Source organism: Parabacteroides caecihominis (assembly GCF_023656785.1).
Taxonomy (GTDB): domain Bacteria; phylum Bacteroidota; class Bacteroidia; order Bacteroidales; family Tannerellaceae; genus Parabacteroides; species Parabacteroides segnis.
In genome coordinates this window covers 1-18,936 of record NZ_JAMOKS010000055.1, presented here as the reverse complement: position 1 = coordinate 18,936, position 18,936 = coordinate 1, and the positions used below count along the sequence as shown (strand labels likewise).

At 47.8% G+C, this 18,936-nt stretch carries 18 protein-coding genes; 11 read left to right on the top strand and 7 right to left on the bottom strand.

Annotation, left to right across the window (positions count from 1 at the left end):
• Nucleotides 1-4: 4 nt before the first annotated feature.
• The 3 genes from NBH14_RS26825 to NBH14_RS26815 form a co-directional block, all read right to left on the bottom strand.
• Nucleotides 5-472 carry a DUF4625 domain-containing protein gene (locus NBH14_RS26825; protein WP_186961810.1) on the bottom strand — a complete coding sequence of 156 codons (468 nt, stop codon included), beginning with the start codon at nucleotides 470-472 and terminating at the stop codon, nucleotides 5-7.
• A complete protein-coding gene (locus NBH14_RS26820) occupies nucleotides 469-2,625 on the bottom strand; it encodes a TonB-dependent receptor (protein ID WP_186961809.1) in 2,157 nt (718 codons plus the stop codon). Before NBH14_RS26820 ends, NBH14_RS26825 begins: the two co-directional genes overlap by 4 nt.
• A gap of 62 nt (nucleotides 2,626-2,687) precedes the next feature.
• Entirely contained in the window at nucleotides 2,688-3,017 is a 330-nt protein-coding gene (locus NBH14_RS26815) for a hypothetical protein (protein WP_186961808.1), read from the bottom strand.
• 141 nt (nucleotides 3,018-3,158) lie between these two features.
• Between NBH14_RS26815 and NBH14_RS26810 the strand changes: the two genes are divergently transcribed.
• The 10 genes from NBH14_RS26810 to NBH14_RS26765 all read left to right on the top strand — a co-directional run bounded on the left by NBH14_RS26810 (nucleotide 3,159) and on the right by NBH14_RS26765 (nucleotide 16,321).
• The gene (locus tag NBH14_RS26810) at nucleotides 3,159-3,950 is read left to right on the top strand and encodes an O-methyltransferase (protein ID WP_186961819.1); all 792 of its coding nucleotides are present in this window, start codon (nucleotides 3,159-3,161) and stop codon (nucleotides 3,948-3,950) included.
• Between the two features lie 94 nt (nucleotides 3,951-4,044).
• Nucleotides 4,045-4,608 (top strand): cob(I)yrinic acid a,c-diamide adenosyltransferase, encoded by a 564-nt coding sequence (locus tag NBH14_RS26805; RefSeq protein WP_186961807.1) that lies wholly within the window; start codon nucleotides 4,045-4,047, stop codon nucleotides 4,606-4,608.
• A 73-nt stretch (nucleotides 4,609-4,681) separates the two neighbouring features.
• Entirely contained in the window at nucleotides 4,682-4,903 is a 222-nt protein-coding gene (locus tag NBH14_RS26800) for a DUF2795 domain-containing protein (RefSeq protein WP_005633363.1), read from the top strand.
• A 154-nt stretch (nucleotides 4,904-5,057) separates the two neighbouring features.
• Nucleotides 5,058-6,011, top strand: coding sequence for a PorP/SprF family type IX secretion system membrane protein (locus tag NBH14_RS26795; RefSeq protein ID WP_186961806.1), 954 nt, complete (start codon nucleotides 5,058-5,060; stop codon nucleotides 6,009-6,011).
• Between the two features lie 3 nt (nucleotides 6,012-6,014).
• The gene (gene porK / locus NBH14_RS26790) at nucleotides 6,015-7,442 is read left to right on the top strand and encodes a T9SS ring complex lipoprotein PorK/GldK (RefSeq protein WP_250817906.1); all 1,428 of its coding nucleotides are present in this window, start codon (nucleotides 6,015-6,017) and stop codon (nucleotides 7,440-7,442) included.
• Between the two features lie 20 nt (nucleotides 7,443-7,462).
• Nucleotides 7,463-8,569 carry a type IX secretion system motor protein PorL/GldL gene (gene porL / locus NBH14_RS26785; RefSeq protein WP_250817904.1) on the top strand — a complete coding sequence of 369 codons (1,107 nt, stop codon included), beginning with the start codon at nucleotides 7,463-7,465 and terminating at the stop codon, nucleotides 8,567-8,569.
• Nucleotides 8,570-8,592: 23 nt separating this feature from the next.
• A complete protein-coding gene (porM, locus tag NBH14_RS26780) occupies nucleotides 8,593-10,161 on the top strand; it encodes a type IX secretion system motor protein PorM/GldM (RefSeq protein ID WP_186961805.1) in 1,569 nt (522 codons plus the stop codon).
• Between the two features lie 42 nt (nucleotides 10,162-10,203).
• On the top strand, nucleotides 10,204-11,289 hold the full coding sequence (porN, locus tag NBH14_RS26775) for a type IX secretion system ring subunit PorN/GldN (protein ID WP_128132854.1): 1,086 nt from the start codon (nucleotides 10,204-10,206) through the stop codon (nucleotides 11,287-11,289).
• A 397-nt stretch (nucleotides 11,290-11,686) separates the two neighbouring features.
• Nucleotides 11,687-13,342: a hypothetical protein gene (locus NBH14_RS26770; RefSeq protein WP_186961804.1), complete on the top strand. Its 1,656-nt coding sequence runs from the start codon at nucleotides 11,687-11,689 to the stop codon at nucleotides 13,340-13,342.
• A 72-nt stretch (nucleotides 13,343-13,414) separates the two neighbouring features.
• Nucleotides 13,415-16,321, top strand: a complete 2,907-nt coding sequence (locus tag NBH14_RS26765) for a FimB/Mfa2 family fimbrial subunit (protein ID WP_186961803.1) — start codon at nucleotides 13,415-13,417, stop codon at nucleotides 16,319-16,321.
• On the opposite strand, the gene NBH14_RS26760 is transcribed toward NBH14_RS26765, so the two are convergent.
• Together NBH14_RS26760 and NBH14_RS26755 are read right to left on the bottom strand one after the other, a co-directional pair.
• A complete protein-coding gene (locus tag NBH14_RS26760) occupies nucleotides 16,311-16,670 on the bottom strand; it encodes a hypothetical protein (protein ID WP_250817902.1) in 360 nt (119 codons plus the stop codon). The genes NBH14_RS26765 and NBH14_RS26760 overlap by 11 nt on opposite strands.
• Nucleotides 16,671-16,702: 32 nt before the next feature.
• Nucleotides 16,703-17,188 (bottom strand): glucosaminidase domain-containing protein, encoded by a 486-nt coding sequence (locus tag NBH14_RS26755; protein ID WP_186961801.1) that lies wholly within the window; start codon nucleotides 17,186-17,188, stop codon nucleotides 16,703-16,705.
• Nucleotides 17,189-17,246: 58 nt separating this feature from the next.
• Between NBH14_RS26755 and NBH14_RS26750 the strand changes: the two genes are divergently transcribed.
• Nucleotides 17,247-17,501 (top strand): DUF4248 domain-containing protein, encoded by a 255-nt coding sequence (locus NBH14_RS26750; protein ID WP_233567353.1) that lies wholly within the window; start codon nucleotides 17,247-17,249, stop codon nucleotides 17,499-17,501.
• Nucleotides 17,502-17,515: 14 nt separating this feature from the next.
• On the opposite strand, the gene NBH14_RS26745 is transcribed toward NBH14_RS26750, so the two are convergent.
• Both NBH14_RS26745 and NBH14_RS26740 read right to left on the bottom strand, forming a co-directional pair.
• On the bottom strand, nucleotides 17,516-17,971 hold the full coding sequence (locus NBH14_RS26745) for an HU family DNA-binding protein (protein WP_186961800.1): 456 nt from the start codon (nucleotides 17,969-17,971) through the stop codon (nucleotides 17,516-17,518).
• 187 nt (nucleotides 17,972-18,158) lie between these two features.
• A partial coding sequence (locus NBH14_RS26740; RefSeq protein ID WP_250817900.1) for a PD-(D/E)XK nuclease family transposase occupies nucleotides 18,159-18,936 on the bottom strand: 778 nt, incomplete at its 5' end.

Sequence of the window (18,936 nt, the reverse complement as noted above, 5' to 3'; positions counted from 1 at the left end):
ACTATCAATGTTCCCCGCTCTCCCCATCCTCGCTCAATACGATATTTCTTGCCACATACGCTTCATTGCCGGCGGCATCCGTGCAATAAACCATCAGGTGGTAATTTCCTTCGGTGGCGTTTGCCGGTATCTCTATCTCGTGGTGATGGATATGCGCATTCTTTTGTCCGGATACATCCCATGATTTATTATATGCGAATGCTTCCGTTCCGGAAGTTTCCGCCTTCGTATGTCCATGCCCGTCAAAATTGTTATGTATCTCCACTTTGTAGGAGCCGAGCATCACATCATCCTCCAGGTCTAATTCGAAATGAATGGAAGAACCCGGTTTCAGGGCGGCCCCCTCTTCCGGCTCGATCAGGTTGATGACAGGTTTTGTCGTATCGCCCTGTTTTTCATCATCGGAACAGGATACAAACAAAACTGATAAGGCCATGACACTAACTATTGATAAATAAGAGATCGTTTTCATTTGAGTAATTTTTTAAATGGAATTTTAATTAATAATTGGAAGTTACGTCCCGGCTCCGGGATTTCGACCTTCCGGTAAAAACTGAGATGGTTGTAATATTTCGTATTCAGCAGATTCCGGGCAGACAGCGTTAACTCTATATCCGTACCACCGACAGGGATACGGAAACCGGCTCCCAGATGCAGCAGTTGCGCCCCCGGTGTCGGGTCTTCATTTCTTGCTACCCGGTTCTGGTCGGCTATATACTGGTGCTCCGCATAGAAACGCATCCGTTTTTTCTCCCACGAAAGCGTATTCCGCAAAGACCCCGGCGGAGAGAAACTCAACGGGATATGCTCATCACAATTGTAGGTGTACACATATTCTCCTCCCAGTTCATACGTGAAATGCAAGGGTAAGTCCACCTTTACTGAGATTTCTCCTCCGGCAAACAGCGCCTCGGCACCGGTATAGCGGTAAATCTGCCCGGCATGAGGCAGCACAGACCATTCCCCCGTCGGTTTCAAATAGATATAGTTACTGAACCAACTGACAAACGGGGAGACTGTCACCGAAAAGAACTTTCCGAAGAAGGAATAAGCCATATCCAACTGCCATCCCCGCTCGGAATCCAGGTCCGGGTCTCCCTGCTCATGGCGAAACGTACCATGATGCACGCCGTTGGAAGCCAACTCGTTCGCGCCCGGCAAACGGAAGCTATGTCCGATATTCGCCTTCAAAAGATGTTCTTTCACTGGCGACCATACAACACCCAAAGAGGCGGAGTAATCCCCAAAAGTCCTGTCCACCGCATGACTGCGCACTTTATTCCGGTCGATCACCTCCTGGCTATACCCCTGTTCCCGAAGATAAGTCTCCAGATAGGAATCCGTGAAAGAGCTGATATCCGTTTTTCCGATATCGTAACGCAAGCCGCCGCTGACAGACAATACATCGGTCGGCTTATAGGTCGTCAGCCAGGAAACACCTGTCGTAAAACGGGTATATTCCGGCAGCAGAAACGAATAGCCGGCAATCGTATTCCGTTGATATTGCATATCCCAACCAGCGCTATGATCCCACACGGAAGAACCTGTAAGCCGTGCCTTCACTCCCGAACTGAATGTGTTCAGGATAAAAGCCAGCTCCTTGTCCGGGTCCTTTTCCGGTACGGGCTGCGTGCCATAGTGTGTATGAAACCGGCTCCATTCCTCCCGGTGGTTATTCTGATATCCCAGGTCCCATTGAAGCAGCAGCTTCTCCCAGGCATACTCCTGATGAGTCGTAGCCTTCAGATGGTTCACAAAACTATACGGCAGTTCGATATTCCGCGAACTGCCGTCATCCTCCACCCGCGACGGGTCGGGAATGCCATGAGCTCCCGGAAAGAAACCTACCTTCTGATAGGCATTGCTTACCGCGTAATTTCCCATATACCTCCCTTTCCGGTATTGGGTAAACAGGCTTGCATCCCGTTCGAACCCGGCAGTATTCTTCAACCGGCGGTTATGAACGGGGATTTTCTGCGTCAGGTAGACAATCGTATCCGTCGGGATACGGTAATCACCGAAATGCTGCTCCGAATAGCGCAACCTGGTGTACCAACGCTCTTTCTTTACTCCGAGCATCACAGAACCGCCGAACAAACCGTTCACCGACTTACCCAGCAGGCTCACTTCGCCGAATACCTGGTCGTCAAACGGAGGAGCCGCTTGCGTAATTTCTACCACGCCTCCCATCGCATCACTCCCGTAGAGCAACGAGGCAGGCCCTTTCCGTATATTGACCTGTTCCACATTGAAAGCGTCTATCTCAAGCCCATGGTCGGCCCCCCATTGCTGGCCTTCCTGCTTGATTCCGTTCTCCGTTACCGACACCCTGTTGAAGCCCATACCCCGGATCACCGGCTTCGAAAAGCCGGAACCTATATCCATCGAATGAACGCCGGGAAGTTGTTCCAGGGTTTGCATCAGATTGCCGGAGAAATGCTCTTTTAGAAAATCTTTCCCAACCACATCCAGATGAAGCGTCGTATTCCTGTTCCGCAGGTACTGATAGTTTTCAGTCACCACAATCTCGGAAAGCGACACATTGCGGAGTGAATCGGGATTTTGGGCATGAAGGGTAGCTATACAGCATACCAACAGCATACCCGGAATTATTCCGATACGCATAACTTGTTAATTGACAATTGATAGTTGAAAATTGAAAATTAAAGAGATGCAGTCTGCATCTGTCAACAGCCGGCAGGCGGTGCACGCAGGTAATGGGAATAAGAAAGCGAAAAGACTTTCTCATCCGCAAAGGTAACACGCTCGATAGGATTGAGCGCTAACAGGAAATGTAAATCAAATGAATGCGTTTCAAGGAACGGGGAAAGAAAGAAATTACAAATCAGACAGTGGTCGGGATTCTGCGAGTGATGCTCTGTCTTATCCGTGTCGGAAGAACAGCAAACCGCTTCGCCGGGATCATGCCTATGCGTGATCTTCACGACAAAGAACGGCAGCATGGCTATGAATAACAACCACGCCAGAAATATTTGCCTTCTTCTTTCTGCCCTCACAAACTCTTGTTTTACTGAGATTTGAACCTAAAACCGACGACAAATATATAGATATTCTGTTTCAAACAACATTCTATAGATGCTAAATATTGCCAATAAACAAGAATATCTTACTTTTGTGTGACAAATACAAAAAGAGAAATGCAGATCATACCCAAAGCTAATACCCTACGGAAAAGTGTACTTTTATACCGGGGCATCCGTTATCGTAAAGGATACGGTGTCCATTCTCCGTTCGTCTTCAACCTGATCACCAAGGTTATAGAAGAACATTGCTCGTATTATAGCTTTTATGATATAGAACTGATCCGGAAACAGTTACTTTTCCGGGACAATATTATAACCTATCCGGACAGGCAGCAGAAAGGAAAGCTGCGCCGCCGTACGGTCGGTGAAATAGTGGAACGCGAAGCAATCAAGCCCAAGCATGGTGCCCTGCTCTTCCGCCTGGCGAACTATTTCAAGTCGCAAAACATTCTCCAGCTGGGACCGTCGATGGGGTTATCCACCCTGTATCTGACCTCCTACGCCCCCGGATTGAGATGTATTGCCCTCGAGAATATCCCGGAGTTCGCTTCCATCGCCCGAATTGCTTTCGAAAAGGCTGCCCGCAACCCGGTCGACCTGCGGACGGGAACCTATAAAGAACTGCTTCCACAGGCACTGGAAGAGATGAAGCAGGTGGATTTTGTATTTTTTAATACATTATATGAACAACAAAACAACGTTTGGTTGTTTAATGAATGCAGTAAACATGTTCACGACGGTTCAGTCTTTGTTTTTGAGGGAATCAAAGCAAGCCGTAAGATGAGAGAGTTTTGGAAGGAGATATGTTCGCATCCCGAAGTAACGGTGACTATCGACCTCTATTCGATGGGGATCGTATTCTTCAACAAGAAATTACATAAACGCGACTATATAGTCTACTTCTGACGGTGATGCTGTAAGGGCGGTACTGTAAGGGCGGTTCACGAACCGCCCCTACCAACGACACTATATTAAGAATATTGAATAAAAAAAGAAGTATATGAAGAAAAGCCTTATTTATACCGGTGGCGGCGACAAGGGAAAAACCTCCCTTGTAGGAGGCCAGCGGGTATCGAAAGCGCACCAGCGCATAGAAAGTTACGGAACCATCGATGAACTGAATTCATTCATCGGGCTGCTTATCACAGCCCTGGACGATCAGGCCGACATTGATTTCCTCTCTTTCATACAGCATAAACTGTTCACCATCGGTTCTTATCTGGCAACCGACCAGGAAACAACCGAACTGAAGATCGAGAGCAAGGTAACCCCCGAAAGCATCGAACGTATCGAACGGGAGATCGACCGCCTGGACGGTGAGCTGCCGCAGATGAAAAACTTCATCCTGCCCGGAGGAAGCCGTTCCGCTTCGCTGGCGCATGTCTGCCGTACCGTCTGCCGCCGTGCAGAACGCCAGATATACCGTTTGGCCGAAACAAATCCCGTCGAAGAGCCTGTACTTATTTTCGTCAACAGATTGTCTGATTATCTGTTTGTTTTGGCCCGTAAGGAGTGTATTAGGAATAATGGTAAAGAAATTATTTGGGATTATACTTGCATCTAAGAAATATTGTTTTATTTTTGCGGGAAATTTGAGAACCTGACTGTCTTCGGGCAGTTGTTAATACTAGATAACTATGTATTGGACATTAGAGTTAGCTTCGAAGTTGGAAGACGCGCCCTGGCCTGCAACCAAGGATGAATTGATTGACTATGCACAACGTTCTGGTGCGCCGTTAGAAGTAATAGAGAATTTGCAGGAAATGGAAGATGAAGGTGAGATTTATGAATGCATGGAAGATATCTGGCCTGACTATCCAAGTAAAGAAGACTTCTTCTTCAATGAAGAGGAATATTGATGTGCTTTAAAATAAAGTATTGAAATAAAGGCGAGGTAGCGGGCTTGCAGAAGTCCCCTGCCTCGTTTGTTTTTTTGCGGCCCATACAATTTATACCTGTTTGCCGCGTTATTGTAGGGGTGAAACGTCTTTCACTCCGTTAGTTATAGTTTAGATGAAGAGAGTCTTCCTGTTTATTATCGCATTGATTACCTGCACGATGAGCGTGCGGGGGCAGATTGATATGCAGTTAAGCCAATACTTCCTGGGACTGGGATATTACAACCCCGCCTATGCCGGAACGACGGGAGATCTGAATATGCTCGGATTGTTCCGCCAACAGTGGATCGGCATGCCCGGAGCTAGTACATCTTTCTTTGTTATCGCTGATATGCCCTTCAAATTAGGCAGTACGAACAATGGGGTCGGACTGGTTGTAAACACGGAAAGTATCGGATTATTCCAGTATACAAAAGTAGGGGCCCAGTATGCCTATAAGCAGAAATTATTCGGAGGGACATTAAGTATCGGGTTGCAGGCAGGTATATTCAATGTCGGCTTTGACGGAACAAAAATATATATCCCGGCAGATAATGACTATCACACACCCGCAGAGTCAGACCCCGCTTTGCCCACAACAGCTGTGCAGGCAATGGCGATCGACCTGAATGCCGGTATTTATTATTCCCACAAACATTTCTATGCCGGTTTCGGAGCCACTCACCTGACAGCGCCCGAAATGGCATTGGGTGAAACGACTAATTATTATATCCCTATGGGATTAAATTTAGTAGGCGGATACAATATTCAGCTCAGGAACCCGTTGTATGAATTACAGCCCTCTGTATTCCTGAAAACAGACATGCAGAGTTTCCAGGCGGACATTACCGCCCGAATGGTATATAATAAAATGTTTAACGGAGGTCTTTCCTGGCGTATAAACGAGTCGGTAGTAGTATTATTGGGAGCCACATTCGGCAGATTTCAGGTTGGATATGCTTACGATTTCCCTACCACGGCCATGTTAAAAGGGAGTTCCGGTAGCCACGAAGTGTTGGTGCGCTACCAGTTGAAGTTGAAAAAGACAAAAACAGGAAAGAACAGACACAAAAGTGTACGTATATTATAGTATATGAAAAAAGTATTATTAGTACTTATGGCAGTAGCCTTGCTTACCTCATGTGGTAAATCCCTTTCCGGAGCGGGAGGAGAAGTTACCGGGGTAAGATCTGTGGCTTTTAACGAACCTTCGCCCTACGGCATGGTTCTGATCAAAAGAGGTTCGTTCGAAATGGGACCGGCAAACAAAGACTCCTTATGGGGAATCAACCCTGAAACAAAGGGAGTTTCGTTTGATGCGTTCTGGATGGACGAAACGGAAATAACCAACGCCAAATACCGCCAGTTCGTCTACTGGGTGCGCGACTCCATTATCCGCGAACGCCTGGCCGACCCGGCTTACGGTGGCAACGACCTGTTTAAGATCACGGAAGACCGTTACGGCGAACCCGTCACCCCGCATCTGGACTGGAGCCGTCCGATCCCCTGGAAACGGGCGAACGAAGATGAGCTGCGTGCTATCGAAAGCGTTTACTATGTACACCCCATCACCGGCGAAAAACGTCTGGATGAAAAGCAGATGGTCTACAAATACGAATGGTATGACTACACCGGTGCCGCCCTTCGCAAGAACCGCCTGGATCCGGGCGAACGCGTACGTAACACCGATATACAGGTCGATATGAACGAGGTCGTTATGATCTCCAAGGACACCGCCTATATCGACGACGACGGCAACATCATCAACGAAACCCTCACCCGTCCGCTCAGCGGTCCGTGGGATTTCCTTCATACCCGCATCGTAAACGTTTATCCGGATGAAACCTGCTGGGTGAACGACTTTAATAATGCTTACAATGAGCCATACATGCGTATGTACTTCCAGCACCCGGGATATGACGATTATCCTGTCGTAGGTGTCTCCTGGGAACAGGCTACCGCATTCTGCGTATGGCGTACCGATATGTTCAAACAATCGTTGAACTTCCCGGCCGGACAAGCCATCGAGCCGTTCCGCCTGCCGACAGAAGGCGAATGGGAATATGCCGCCCGCTCCGGAAAGAACGAAAACAAATACCCCTGGTCGTCCGACGAACTTCAGAACGCCAAAGGTTGCTTCATGGCAAACTTCAAACCCGGAAAAGGAAATTATACCGAAGACGGTCACCTGATTCCATCCCGCGTAGGCTCTTTCGCCCCGAACCAGTTCGGTTTATATGACATGGCGGGTAACGTGGCAGAATGGACTTCTACCATGTATTCCGAATCGGGCCCGAGCCAGATGAGCGATATGAACCCCGACCTGCGTTACAATGCAGCCAAGGAAGACCCGTATGCGATGAAGAAGAAAGTCGTACGCGGCGGTTCATGGAAAGACGTGGCACAATTTATCCGTTCGGATATGCGCACCTTCGAATATCAGAACGAAACCCGTTCCTATATCGGTTTCCGTTGCGCACGTACACAGATCGGTTTCTCCCGTTCAAAAGGTAAAAAATAATATAAGAAACATACAACATTATGGGAAAATATAGAAGATATAAAAACAGAATTGAAATGTTCCTTTCCAGCGACATGGGAAAGAGAGTACTGAACTTCTGTTACAGCTGGGGAGCATCTATCGTAATCATAGGTGCCATGTTCAAGTTGCTTCACCTGCCGTATGGTAACCAGATCCTGTTTATCGCCATGACGGTGGAAGCGTTGGTATTCTTTATCTCCGCTTTTGAACACCCTTCAAACGAATATCATTGGGAAGAAGTATTCCCCGTGCTGAAATCGAAGAACCCGATGGATCGTCCCGACTTTGCCGGCACAGGCATGTCCAACCTGATCAACTCATCAGACAATATGGATGACGACAATACCTCAGGCGGCATAAACATCAATGTCGGCAACGGCAGAAAAGCAAATGTCGCAAACAACCTGGGCAGAACCTCCGTACTGGGCAACCTCGATGTCAGCGAAGAAGATACAAAGAACCTATCGGAAAGTATCAAGAAACTGAGCGGCGCTGCCGAACAGATCTCCAAGATGGCGGAACTGACCGAAGCTACCCAGAAATACCTGGAACAGCTATCCGGCATGTCCGAAAATATGGAACGTTTCAGCCACGTCACCAACTCGCTGACCAACGTATCCGACACATTGCTTAACTCTTATAAGAGCATCACAGACAACTCGGACGGTATCAACCAGAACTCACGCGGCTACGTGCAGCAGATGGAAATGTTGAACCGCAACATCTCCGGTTTGAATACTATCTACGAAATACAGTTAAAGAGTATCAGTTCGCAGATCGAATCGATCGAACATATCAACGGCGGCCTGAACCGCATCCGCGAGATGTACGACGGTTCGGTAACCGACAGCTCGGTCTTCCGCAACGAAACGGAAAAGATGACCCGCCAGCTGGCCGAACTGAACCAAGTATACAGCCGTTTGCTACAGGCAATGACGGTCAATATGGGTCCGGCAACCGCTTACCAGCAGCCTGCCCCCCAACCGCAACAGCCCAATTACCAGCAACAGCAGCCTAACTATCAGCAGCCCTACCAGCAACAACCGTACGGCTACCAGCAGCAGGCTCCGTATACAAACAATCCCGGACAGCAATCCGGCAGATAATAAACAAACGAAACTGAAAGAAGATGTCCGGAATAGCAAATAATCCCAACTCGCCCCGTCAGAAGATGATCAACCTGATGTATCTGGTGTTCATCGCAATGATGGCACTGAATGTGTCATCGGAGGTTCTCGACGGTTTCGAGCTAGTGGAAGACAGTTTACGCACCTCCATCAGCAACTCGGCTCACCGAAACGAGATCGTGGCAGGCGAACTGGATACCTACTACCAATCCAACCCCGAAAAGGTGAAGGAATGGTACGACAAGGGTAAACAGGTAAAGTCCGCTTCCGACAGCCTGTACAACTACGTGCAGGACCTGAAGCAACGTATCGCGGTAATTGCCGACGGAAAAGATGCCAACGTAAACAAGATAGAGCATAAAGACGACCTCGAAGCCGCTTCACGCATCATGCTGGGCCCGGTTACCGGAGAAGGAAAGAAGCTCCGCGAAGCCATCGACGCTTACCGCGTGATGATGGGCGAAATGGTACAGGACAGTGCCAAGACCCGCATCCTGGAAGCAAGCCTGAGCACTACACCGCCTCACAAGGCTGGGATCAATACCCGCACCTGGGAAGAAGCGTTGTTTGAAAATATGCCGGTTGCCGCAGCCGTAACATTACTGACGAAACTGCAAAGCGATATCCGCTACGCAGAAGGCGAAGTGCTGAACAACCTGTTGAACAGTGTCGACGTAGGCGACTACCGCGTGAACCAGATGACCGCACAGGTCATACCGGAGAGCCAGATCGTCATGCGCGGAAGCCAGTACAAGGCGAACATCGTCCTGTCTGCCGTCGATTCAACCAAACGTCCGGCCGTATTTGTAAACGGCAAGCAGTTGCCGGAAGACAGCCACGGACAGTTCACCGCCATAGCCGGTGCCCCGGGTACTTACCCGATTAAAGGGTACATCGAGATGCCCAATAACGACGGCACCACCATGCGTCAGAACTTCGAAAGCGAATACTTCGTAACGGAGCCGAGTGCAACCGTAGCCCCGTTACTGATGAACGTATTATATGCCGGAATCGCCAACGAGATGCGTATCGCCGTACCGGGCGTACCGAGCGGGAACGTAACGGCCACCATGACAAACGGAACCCTGACACGCAAAGGCGATATCTGGGAGGCCCGTCCGTCGAAGGTAGGTACCGACGCTGTTATATCCGTAAATGCTCGCATGGCCGACGGCCGCAGCGTGGAAATGGCAAAGAATACCTTCCGCGTACGTGCCCTGCCCGACCCGATGCCTTACATCGAGTATAAGGACCAGAACGGCAATATGCGCAAGTTCCGCGGCGGAAACATGACCAAACGGAATCTGATCGAAACGGAAGTGCTCCAGGCAGCTATCGACGATGAAATATTGAACATCAAATTTAATGTATTGCGTTTCGAACTGCTATTCTTTGATTCCATGGGAAATGCCATCCCTGAAGTATCTCAGGGGGCCAGTTTTTCGGACAACCAGAAAGACAGGATACGTCGTCTGACAAGAGGAAAACGCTTTTTCATCAGAGGTGTAGTAGCCAAAGGACCTGACGGCCTGGAACGTACCCTCACCCCGATCGAAGTCATTGTAAATTAAGTAGGGGCGGTTCGCGAACCGCCCTCATAACAAATATAAAATATGAAACGTTTTTATTACATACTGGCAATTGCAAGCGCCCTGTTCTTTACAGCTACCTCCATACAGGCACAGGAAGAAACAGGAAACACCCAGCAACGGGCAAGAAGAAGCCCGCAGGCCACCCGCGGAGAACGGGCTAATGATAAGAAAGACACCGGTATACCCGAACTGACCGTGCGGGCACAGGATATGAACGAGCGTATGACACAGGAAGTGGGCAACGCCCGCTGGATGCGTGTCATGTACCGGCAGATAGACCTGATGAAAGAGAAGAATGCTCCTCTGTATTATCCGGTCACCCCGATGAACGGACAGATGAACCTTTTCTCCATCATCTTCAGTCTGATCAGCGAAGGTAAAATAGACGCATACCAGTATGAAGACGGTTACGAAGATTTCAGCGACAACAGCAAGATCAACCTGAAAGACATGCTCGACCGCTTCGGCATCTATTACGAGGAAGTACCCGGACAGGGTAACCAGGGAACTACTTTCGTAATCAACGAAAGCGATATTCCTTCCGAAACCGTCCGCTCCTATTATGTAAAGGAAGCCTGGTATTTCGACCAAAATAACTCCGTATTCGATGTAAAGACACTGGCCATCTGCCCGATCATGACCACTTCAGGTGATGTCGGCGAGTTAACCATGCCCATGTTCTGGATTCCTTACGAAAGTATCCGCCCGTATATCAATACGGCATTTATCATGACATCGAACATCAACAATGCCATGACCTTCACGCTCGACGACTATTTCCGCCGCCGTATGTTCGAAGGCGAGATCTACAAGACACAAAACCTGATGAACCAGCCGTTGATGGCTTACTGCCCGACTCCCGATTCCATCAAGAAGGAACAGGAGCGCATCGAAGGCCAGTTGGTTGCCTTTGAGAAGTCTCTCTGGTTCCAGCCTGACACAACCCAGGTAGAAGATCCGAAAACAGCTAAAAAGGCTAAAAAAGCCTCTGCCCGCGGACAAAACGGAGCCACTACCGAAAAGGCAGTCAAAGAAAAGACAGTAAAGACAAAAGCTCCGAAAGCCGAGAAATCCTCTCCCGTTCGCAGCGTACGTCGCAGAAGATAAAATAAAGGATATAAAAGATAATGCCTGGTAAATAACCGGTAAATAAGAGGAAAACAGTGAATAGCCAGATTGTTCACTGTTTTTCTTTATAAGGAATACAACAGCCTGAAAATCATCCGCCGCGAAAACACCGTAACTAATACAACGACAAATCCGACATTCTCCGTTTCCGGTCCTTTCAAATATTAACTAAATACTTATCTCTTATTCCACTAATAACTATTACCTTTGTATCAGAGTGAACTTTATTTTATTAATGCGTAGACCCAAATACGCAAAAACAGAAGTATGTTATTCCTGTTTAGCTTGCATTCGGAACTTCGGTTCCTGTCGTTGTAACCCCCTTTGATTAGAAATGCAAACAAAAGGAAAGGCATATTTGTTTATTATAAAAAGTATGGTGAAGGGATACATATTATATATATTCGGATTATTGTCCTTATTATTTCAGGGATGTACAACCGGAGAAGAGTTGAAAGATAATTCACCTCCCTTGGGAAACAAAATCCAATTTGAACTTTTCACGAAATCCGTTTCCTACGGATTACCCGTAACCCGTGCAGCTGCAAACGAAAATGCACTCGATCAAACTCCGTGGGTATTGGTATTTACCGGCACTAACGGTAATGCGACATTCGCAGAGGCTGCCCAGGCGGAATATAACAACGGCAAATCATACGTTTTCCTGGATATACAGACAGGTCCCTGCCAGTTATTGATACTGGCTAACCCACAAGATAAGTTTTATATCGGGAACACGGCTTACGATTACAGCGAGGCAGGATTTAATGCGGCATTGAAAAATCCCACTGTCCGCACTCTTCAATATGCCAGCGAAAATATATTGACGAAACCGCTGGCTGATCCGCAAACCAGTGCACCTTTCGTGGGTGAGAAACTCAGCATGAACACTCTTGTCAGTGTATCCGCCATCAACGCAACGACAAGGATACCGACTGCCGAGTTGAAGCGTGTTGCAGCTAAAGTCGTTGTGTCGAGTACAGCCGCTGAGTTTACACTGCAAGGCATCACAGCCGTCGTCAATACACCGAAACATTCGAGAGTGTATAACTGGAACAGTTTGCTCACTTATTCTAACACAAGCCTGATAGAATACCGCAGCAACACGTCTTACAGTCCCGACTTCATACAAGCCGCATCGAACAGTACGGCAAACGACCCGGTTTACCTGTATGAATCGGCCTATAATGAAACCAATAACGATACCTACCTGATCATCAGGGGGACGTATAGGAACCGTGAGTCTTATTACAAGATGGGCCTGGTGGCTAACGGCGCACAGCTCGATGTGGAACGCAATTACTCATACGAGTTTACCATTACTTCTGTGGATGGATACGGATATGCGACGGTGGCAGATGCAAAGAAATCAATCGCCTCGAATACAAGCCTGAATTATCAGGTTCTTATACAGGACAACTCTGGGTATGAGATACAGGCGAATAATGATTATTATCTCGGCGTAACCAACTCGCATTACGAACTATATGCACCGCAAAACAATACGACCGAATATGTGGCATTTACGCTGGTGACTGACTGCAAAACGCCTTTCCCCGATAAAAGAATTATAAGGTCACTGACTACGGGTATGGAGATCACCGCTCCGTCGGATGGGCTGATCCCCCTTTCAAGTACCGCCCCGTATAATGTCAAGATAAAAGTCGCGAACAATTTTACCGCAGGCGAGATCGAAGTGCATCTGGGAAGCCTTCAAAAGATCATAACCGTCCGACGCCATACACCAGTAAGTACCGGAGCCGTGATCAGCGATTTTATTCCGGATGCCGGCAAATACATCTCGGCCTATATCGAAAATTATCCGATGATCGACAGCAGTACGCCCAATCCGAACAATTGGCTTCAACTTTCACCCGGAGGGGAAGCGGTCCGTAATGATCCACACCGCATCACGGTCGACAATGGATTGATCGATCTGCATGTCAATGGAAGCGGCGAAGGCGATGCGTATGTATCGATGAGTAAAAACAACGTGGAACAACGAATAAAAGTACATATTACTACATTATAAGACACGATGTACTTGATGAATATATAGCTTACACTTTAGTTTTTAGTTTTAATTATGATTATAAATACACTGATGAATAAAAACATACATTTCTTATTACTGCTTTTCTGCTGTCTCGTCTCCTTTGTGTCCTGCACAGACGAGACACCTCAAAAGCAGACAAGCGGAGTAGCACATTTGTATATCAAAGGTGGTACGCTTTACGATTCCAATTACCCATCCAATGCGGAACTCGACGACAAGATCGTAACCCTTCGTATCCTGGGGTTCGACGCAATGGGAATGTGTGTCAGCAACAAACGATACGAAGCGAAAAAAGGCGATATCATCAAGCATGAGATCCAGAAAGGTACTTACGATTTTGTATTCCTCGCCAACGAACCGTATCCGGAGAATACATCACCGTTAAACGGGATATCATTCTATTCCGACCTTCAAAGCATCTCGTACCCCGCATCGGCAGTCAACTCTTCGGACGAAATCCCGATGAGTCAGGAAATAAAAGACGTTGAAGTGCTCGGCAACGAGGGCAAATCGAAGATAGGCGATGTTATATATGATCCGCTGACATTGGGTCTCAGCCGGCTCGCCACCCGTATCGATATCCAGCTGGAATCCAACGAAGACCTGACAGCCGATTTCAAAGGCGTAACATTCGAAAAGATCCCTGCTCAAGTACCGTTACTATCCGGCGTGAATACCTCCGTTGCCAGAGACATCACCCGGCAATTCACCGTGGGGCAAGATTATTTTCAACAGATAGCACCCACCACTGAACAGACAGCAAGGGGAGTGATATGGGTTCAGCAAATGACCCGTTTCATCCTCCCTTTCAGTAATTTCACGCCGACAGATGAAGGAGATAAGGCTGTGATATTTACCGTTAATTTAGAAAACCAGTACAACCCCTCCGCCAAGCTGAAAATACACACAGCAGGAGTCGACGGAGCGGAAAAAGATAATTATACCCTTCCCCGCGATGCGGCACTATTGGTAAAAGCATCGGTTACACTCCCGTTCGAGCTGAATATATCAGTCTCCAACTGGGGAGAAAAAAAGGGAGACTGGCAGGTACAGGACCGCTATCTGAACGTTTCGCAGATAGAAGCCGACATAACCGATTTCAACGGGGCACGGATCACCTTCTCTTCCAATCTGACGAAGGTGCACGTATTGCCTAACGTGTATATCGGCACTTCCGGTACGACAACCAGGTTGACAGATGAAACATTCAACGACCTGCCGCTCAAAGATGGAGATACCAATAGTTATGAGAATCATATAGAATACAAAACCTCCCGTTTTGCGTACACCTACGGTAAGAACTCGAAGGAAGGATTCGGTTATATGGATATTTTGCTCGACGAATATAACCAGATAGGCGAGCAGACATTCCGCCTGATCCTTTCGGCAGAAGATCAATATGGAGGCAAGCTGCAACGGGAAATTACCGTCCGGACAAAACAGTTGGGCTTCCGCTTTAGCCACATGAGTTTTGATAGTCCCTATGTAGGCGCATTCTTCCGCGACGCCGAAACCGGCGAACGGATTATTACCGGACAAAAAGCAAGGATGGGAAGCAGCAGCGAACTGGCAAAATGGACTGCATGGGTAGAAAACGGAGAGGATCAGGTGATCATAAGCACTACCCCCAGTTTCGATCCGAATGTCGGAACCGACTCGCCCGGTGATCCTGAAAAATATCCTGTTGTCCCTAATGAGTATAAATATGAAGGAGGTACATATATAACAGGAAGAGGCCGGGTTTATTTCCGGGTAGGCTGGAAGACGGCGAACAACTCGGAAGCTTCCGGACAAGATAACCTGAAGAAACCCAGATATGCCACTATATATCTTGAACACGACGTCTCCTGGGGAAAAACGGCAGATATTATTTACGTCAGACAGGGAGAAGCCGACGATTATGTGATGCGTCCGGAAGACAATATCGGACAAGGTCCTTTAGCCGACAAAAGCCGTAGCCGGGCAAAAAAAGTATCCAACTTTAATCTGACGGCTGAACTATTCCTGAATGAAAGTAACAAAACGAACCGATATTCCGACCTTTCGAAAAAAGGAGCCAAGTTCGTAAAATACCCATCACAGGCCGGTGCTTTATTTCAATGGGCTTCGCCCACGTTCCCCCGCCGGGCCTACAATCCGGCATACCCAAGTACGAATAACCTGGGAACTGACTGGAGCGAAATAGAGTATCCGCGTCCCATCTGGGATAACGTATCGGGAGAAGATATTACAGGGAATATAAAAGAGGATTTCGAACTGTGCCCGCCCGGCTATCATCTTCCGTCGGACGGATATACCGACCAGGTGAGTTACAACGGCAAATATCCCAATTTCAAGCGGGTTGACGGATCCAACAATTACGATTGCGACTACGAGGGAAATCCCGCAACACCGATTAAGGAAGAGTATGAAGCTCAAATAGAATATTCGGAATGGCGTCAATCGATGTGGCTGAATCCTATAGAAGGAGATATCGGTAGTTGGACAGGCTCCCTTCGCTTATATCCGGACAGGATAGTAGAACGTTATATTACCTCTCCTGACTATTCCGGGAATGTGGATGACAATAATCTGAAGCAACGCATAGGTTTCTACGCCGACGGCTACTTCGATCGGCGCCCGATCCGGTATCAGCCGGACGGAAGTTCAGCCACAACGCGTTATGCCGTTTCGCCGGAAACGGCACAGGCCGCCTATAGAGGATCTCTCATTTTTAATCCGATTACCAAGGCTTCCGTCTTCCTGCCGGCAGCGGGACGAAGAAGCCCTAATTACGAATTAGGAAAATTGTACTACCCCGGAGAAACAGGGTACTACTGGACTTCTTCAGCCTCTGCAGAGTTTCAGAATACCGAAAACAGCAATGCCTGGACGCAGGAATATAACAGTTGGAGGCCCGGCAGTATATCTACCCCGTCACTGAATGCCTCTTCCATCCGCTGTGTCAGGGATTAAACGATACTCCAATCATTTTCACCAAACAGCTTCCTGCTGCATATAGCAGCAGGGAGTATCCGGCGGTAATCGCTAGTTGCTGCCGGTAACATTGCCGGAGTTTTTCCCCGGATCGTTTTCGTACCCCGAGAGTGTCAACAGGGCCCCGATCGAGGCCAGGACGATTTCTGTACGGTCCGCCCACAAAGCCGTCATCCCCAGTATCACCAGGTAACACACGAGCCACCTCCGGCTGATTACCCGGCGTAACCACTTTCTCTTTCTTCTCATCTCTCTCCTTCTTTTTCAGGTTCAACAAAAAGCCCAGCAGGGCTCTGATAAATTGCAGGATTTGTCTTAATTTATTCATTGTCATAAATGTTTAATCTGTTATTGTCAAAATCAAGCCGCCCTTCCCCGCATCCAATCATACATATCTTTTAATGTGATGATCTTCCCGGTTATTGCAATCAGGTTACGACGGTATAACTCCCGGTTATCGCCGTTTTGCTCGCTGATATAGGGGCTGTAGGCTATCTCTTTCGCATAGGCTTCGGGCTGGCGGCTGAAACTCCAGGCACGGTGGTAGCCGGTACGGATCAGACGGGCAAAATCCAGGAATGAGAACTCTACACCGGCATAATGACGGAAATAATGTACCCCGCTGCCCCCTTCTATCTTCGCTCTCTCCCCATGCCAATAGCCGTTGGATGCCCCGTACCCCATGATACCGAAATAGTTATGATGTTCCCTGGCCAAATCCGAAGTACCCCACCCGCTTTCAAGTGCCCCCTGCGCCAGGATCACCACCGGGTTCATGTCATATGTCCAACCCGCCTTCTCGGCTGCCGGCAGACAAGTCTGTAAATACTGTATCTGTTTATCCATTTTATATGATATTAGTTAGTACTTTATTTGAATATGTGCATAATAATTCGTATATTTATTGATATATAAACCTTCAAATACATACCGTATGGAAAATTCATTCAATCAAAACAGAGTATGGGGATGGGGCGAGCTTGCCCTGCAATACTTTCCCAATATTTCACAGAAAAGTGCCACGATGCAATTGTTGAAATGGGTCCGCGTAAGCAGGGAGCTCGTCGACCAGCTGGAAAAATCAGGCTGGCATCCCGGCAAGAAATACCTCACGCCCAGACAGAAGGACTATATCGTCCGACACCTGGGTGAGCCGTAAAAACGGCAGGCAGGCTATTCAATCTCCGGGCGGTCTCCACCACCGCCTTCCTCCCCTTTTCCTTCCTCCTTATCCGACGGATCAGGAATCTTTTCGAAAGAATAATTACTGATTGCATCACGCAGCATCTTTCCGGGACGAAACACAATCCGTTTGCTCTTGATCAGCGCCTGGTTAAACTCCTTTTTCGTCGTCGTACCGGTACTGCCGAACTGCAACTGGAAATTCCCCAGCTCGCCTACCTGTACCACCTCCCCTTTTCCCAAGCTACGCTTCATTACCTCGATCAACGAATCGAGTATCAACCGCACGTCACCCGGTGAAGCAGTGGACGACAGCGAGATCAGATCGCATAACTCATACATACCACACGTCCCCGCCGCTTTCGCGTTAGCATAAAACAACTTGCTGTCTACCGCAGCCCCTTTGCGCATGTCCTTGCGCAATACTAATGTGTACTTTGCTGGCATAATCATACTTTTTAAAGTTAAACCCCTTGTTTATTAATCACATAACAAAGATACAACCGGCATGCCCCAGAGAACGGAAAGGGACGGAAGGAGGGGGACAGAGTGGAAAGAAAAGGAGAATCGGGGAATAAAAAAATCCCGGGGAAACTTTCCCGGGATTCTATACAGTCTATTATATTGGATTACCTTAAAGTCGTTCGATCTCTTCAATCGGTAAACCCGTACAAAGGGCAATCGTTTCTATACCGATACCCTGCTTTTTAAAATTTGCAGCAATCTCGCGCTGTTCTTCGGCTTTCCCTTTCGCAAACCCCTTCTCCATGCCTTTCTCCAGGCCCTTTTCCATACCTCTCGCCAAACCTTTTTCTTCAGCTTGCTCTATAGCATATTCCGTTGTGCATCGCCAGTCACGGTAACGTTTCAGGAGTTCGTCATATACATCACGTTCATGGGGAGTCATTGCATTCACGTTGGCTGCATCGAGTATGCGACGGAACGCTTCGTTTTCTTCCTTAAAAGGAGCCATATCAAATATATTCATATTCTTCAATATAAAAACTAACTTTTCAAGAGGGGTCACACATTCCTCTTTCTCTAAATTAAACAACTCAAATGAAATATAGACCTGTTTCAATTTGAGTTCTCCAAAAGTTTCACCTGTCACCGCATTCGCCAGTACCACGTCCGTACGCCAAGAGTGGAACTCCGGCAGGCTGAAGTTTAACAGGTAGATACCATAAACCGGCAGTAGCCCATACTTCCAGTCCGAACCGATCTGTCCCTGACGGGAGATCATTCGACAAATGTAATAAAATCCGCGGTTAAAAAAGTAACGTTGAGGGCAATTCTGTAATATATAATAACTTCCAAATAATCCACTAAAAAAGAATCCATTCCAACAATTTTTTCGCTCGTCGGGACACGTGCTCGCGCCCCTTGCCGCTAAGGCGTTCCCCGAGCGATGA

Excerpts from the sequence above, each read along its gene's own strand:
- NBH14_RS26825 (WP_186961810.1), bottom strand. The coding sequence starts at position 472 with ATGAAAACGATCTCTTATTTATCAATAGTTAGTGTCATGGCCTTATCA.
- NBH14_RS26820 (WP_186961809.1), bottom strand. The coding sequence starts at position 2,625 with ATGCGTATCGGAATAATTCCGGGTATGCTGTTGGTATGCTGTATAGCT.
- NBH14_RS26810 (WP_186961819.1), top strand. The coding sequence starts at position 3,159 with ATGCAGATCATACCCAAAGCTAATACCCTACGGAAAAGTGTACTTTTA.
- NBH14_RS26805 (WP_186961807.1), top strand. The coding sequence starts at position 4,045 with ATGAAGAAAAGCCTTATTTATACCGGTGGCGGCGACAAGGGAAAAACC.
- NBH14_RS26800 (WP_005633363.1), top strand. The coding sequence starts at position 4,682 with ATGTATTGGACATTAGAGTTAGCTTCGAAGTTGGAAGACGCGCCCTGG.
- NBH14_RS26795 (WP_186961806.1), top strand. The coding sequence starts at position 5,058 with ATGAAGAGAGTCTTCCTGTTTATTATCGCATTGATTACCTGCACGATG.
- porK (WP_250817906.1), top strand. The coding sequence starts at position 6,015 with ATGAAAAAAGTATTATTAGTACTTATGGCAGTAGCCTTGCTTACCTCA.
- porL (WP_250817904.1), top strand. The coding sequence starts at position 7,463 with ATGGGAAAATATAGAAGATATAAAAACAGAATTGAAATGTTCCTTTCC.
- porM (WP_186961805.1), top strand. The coding sequence starts at position 8,593 with ATGTCCGGAATAGCAAATAATCCCAACTCGCCCCGTCAGAAGATGATC.
- porN (WP_128132854.1), top strand. The coding sequence starts at position 10,204 with ATGAAACGTTTTTATTACATACTGGCAATTGCAAGCGCCCTGTTCTTT.
- NBH14_RS26770 (WP_186961804.1), top strand. The coding sequence starts at position 11,687 with ATGGTGAAGGGATACATATTATATATATTCGGATTATTGTCCTTATTA.
- NBH14_RS26765 (WP_186961803.1), top strand. The coding sequence starts at position 13,415 with ATGAATAAAAACATACATTTCTTATTACTGCTTTTCTGCTGTCTCGTC.
- NBH14_RS26760 (WP_250817902.1), bottom strand. The coding sequence starts at position 16,670 with ATGAATAAATTAAGACAAATCCTGCAATTTATCAGAGCCCTGCTGGGC.
- NBH14_RS26755 (WP_186961801.1), bottom strand. The coding sequence starts at position 17,188 with ATGGATAAACAGATACAGTATTTACAGACTTGTCTGCCGGCAGCCGAG.
- NBH14_RS26745 (WP_186961800.1), bottom strand. The coding sequence starts at position 17,971 with ATGCCAGCAAAGTACACATTAGTATTGCGCAAGGACATGCGCAAAGGG.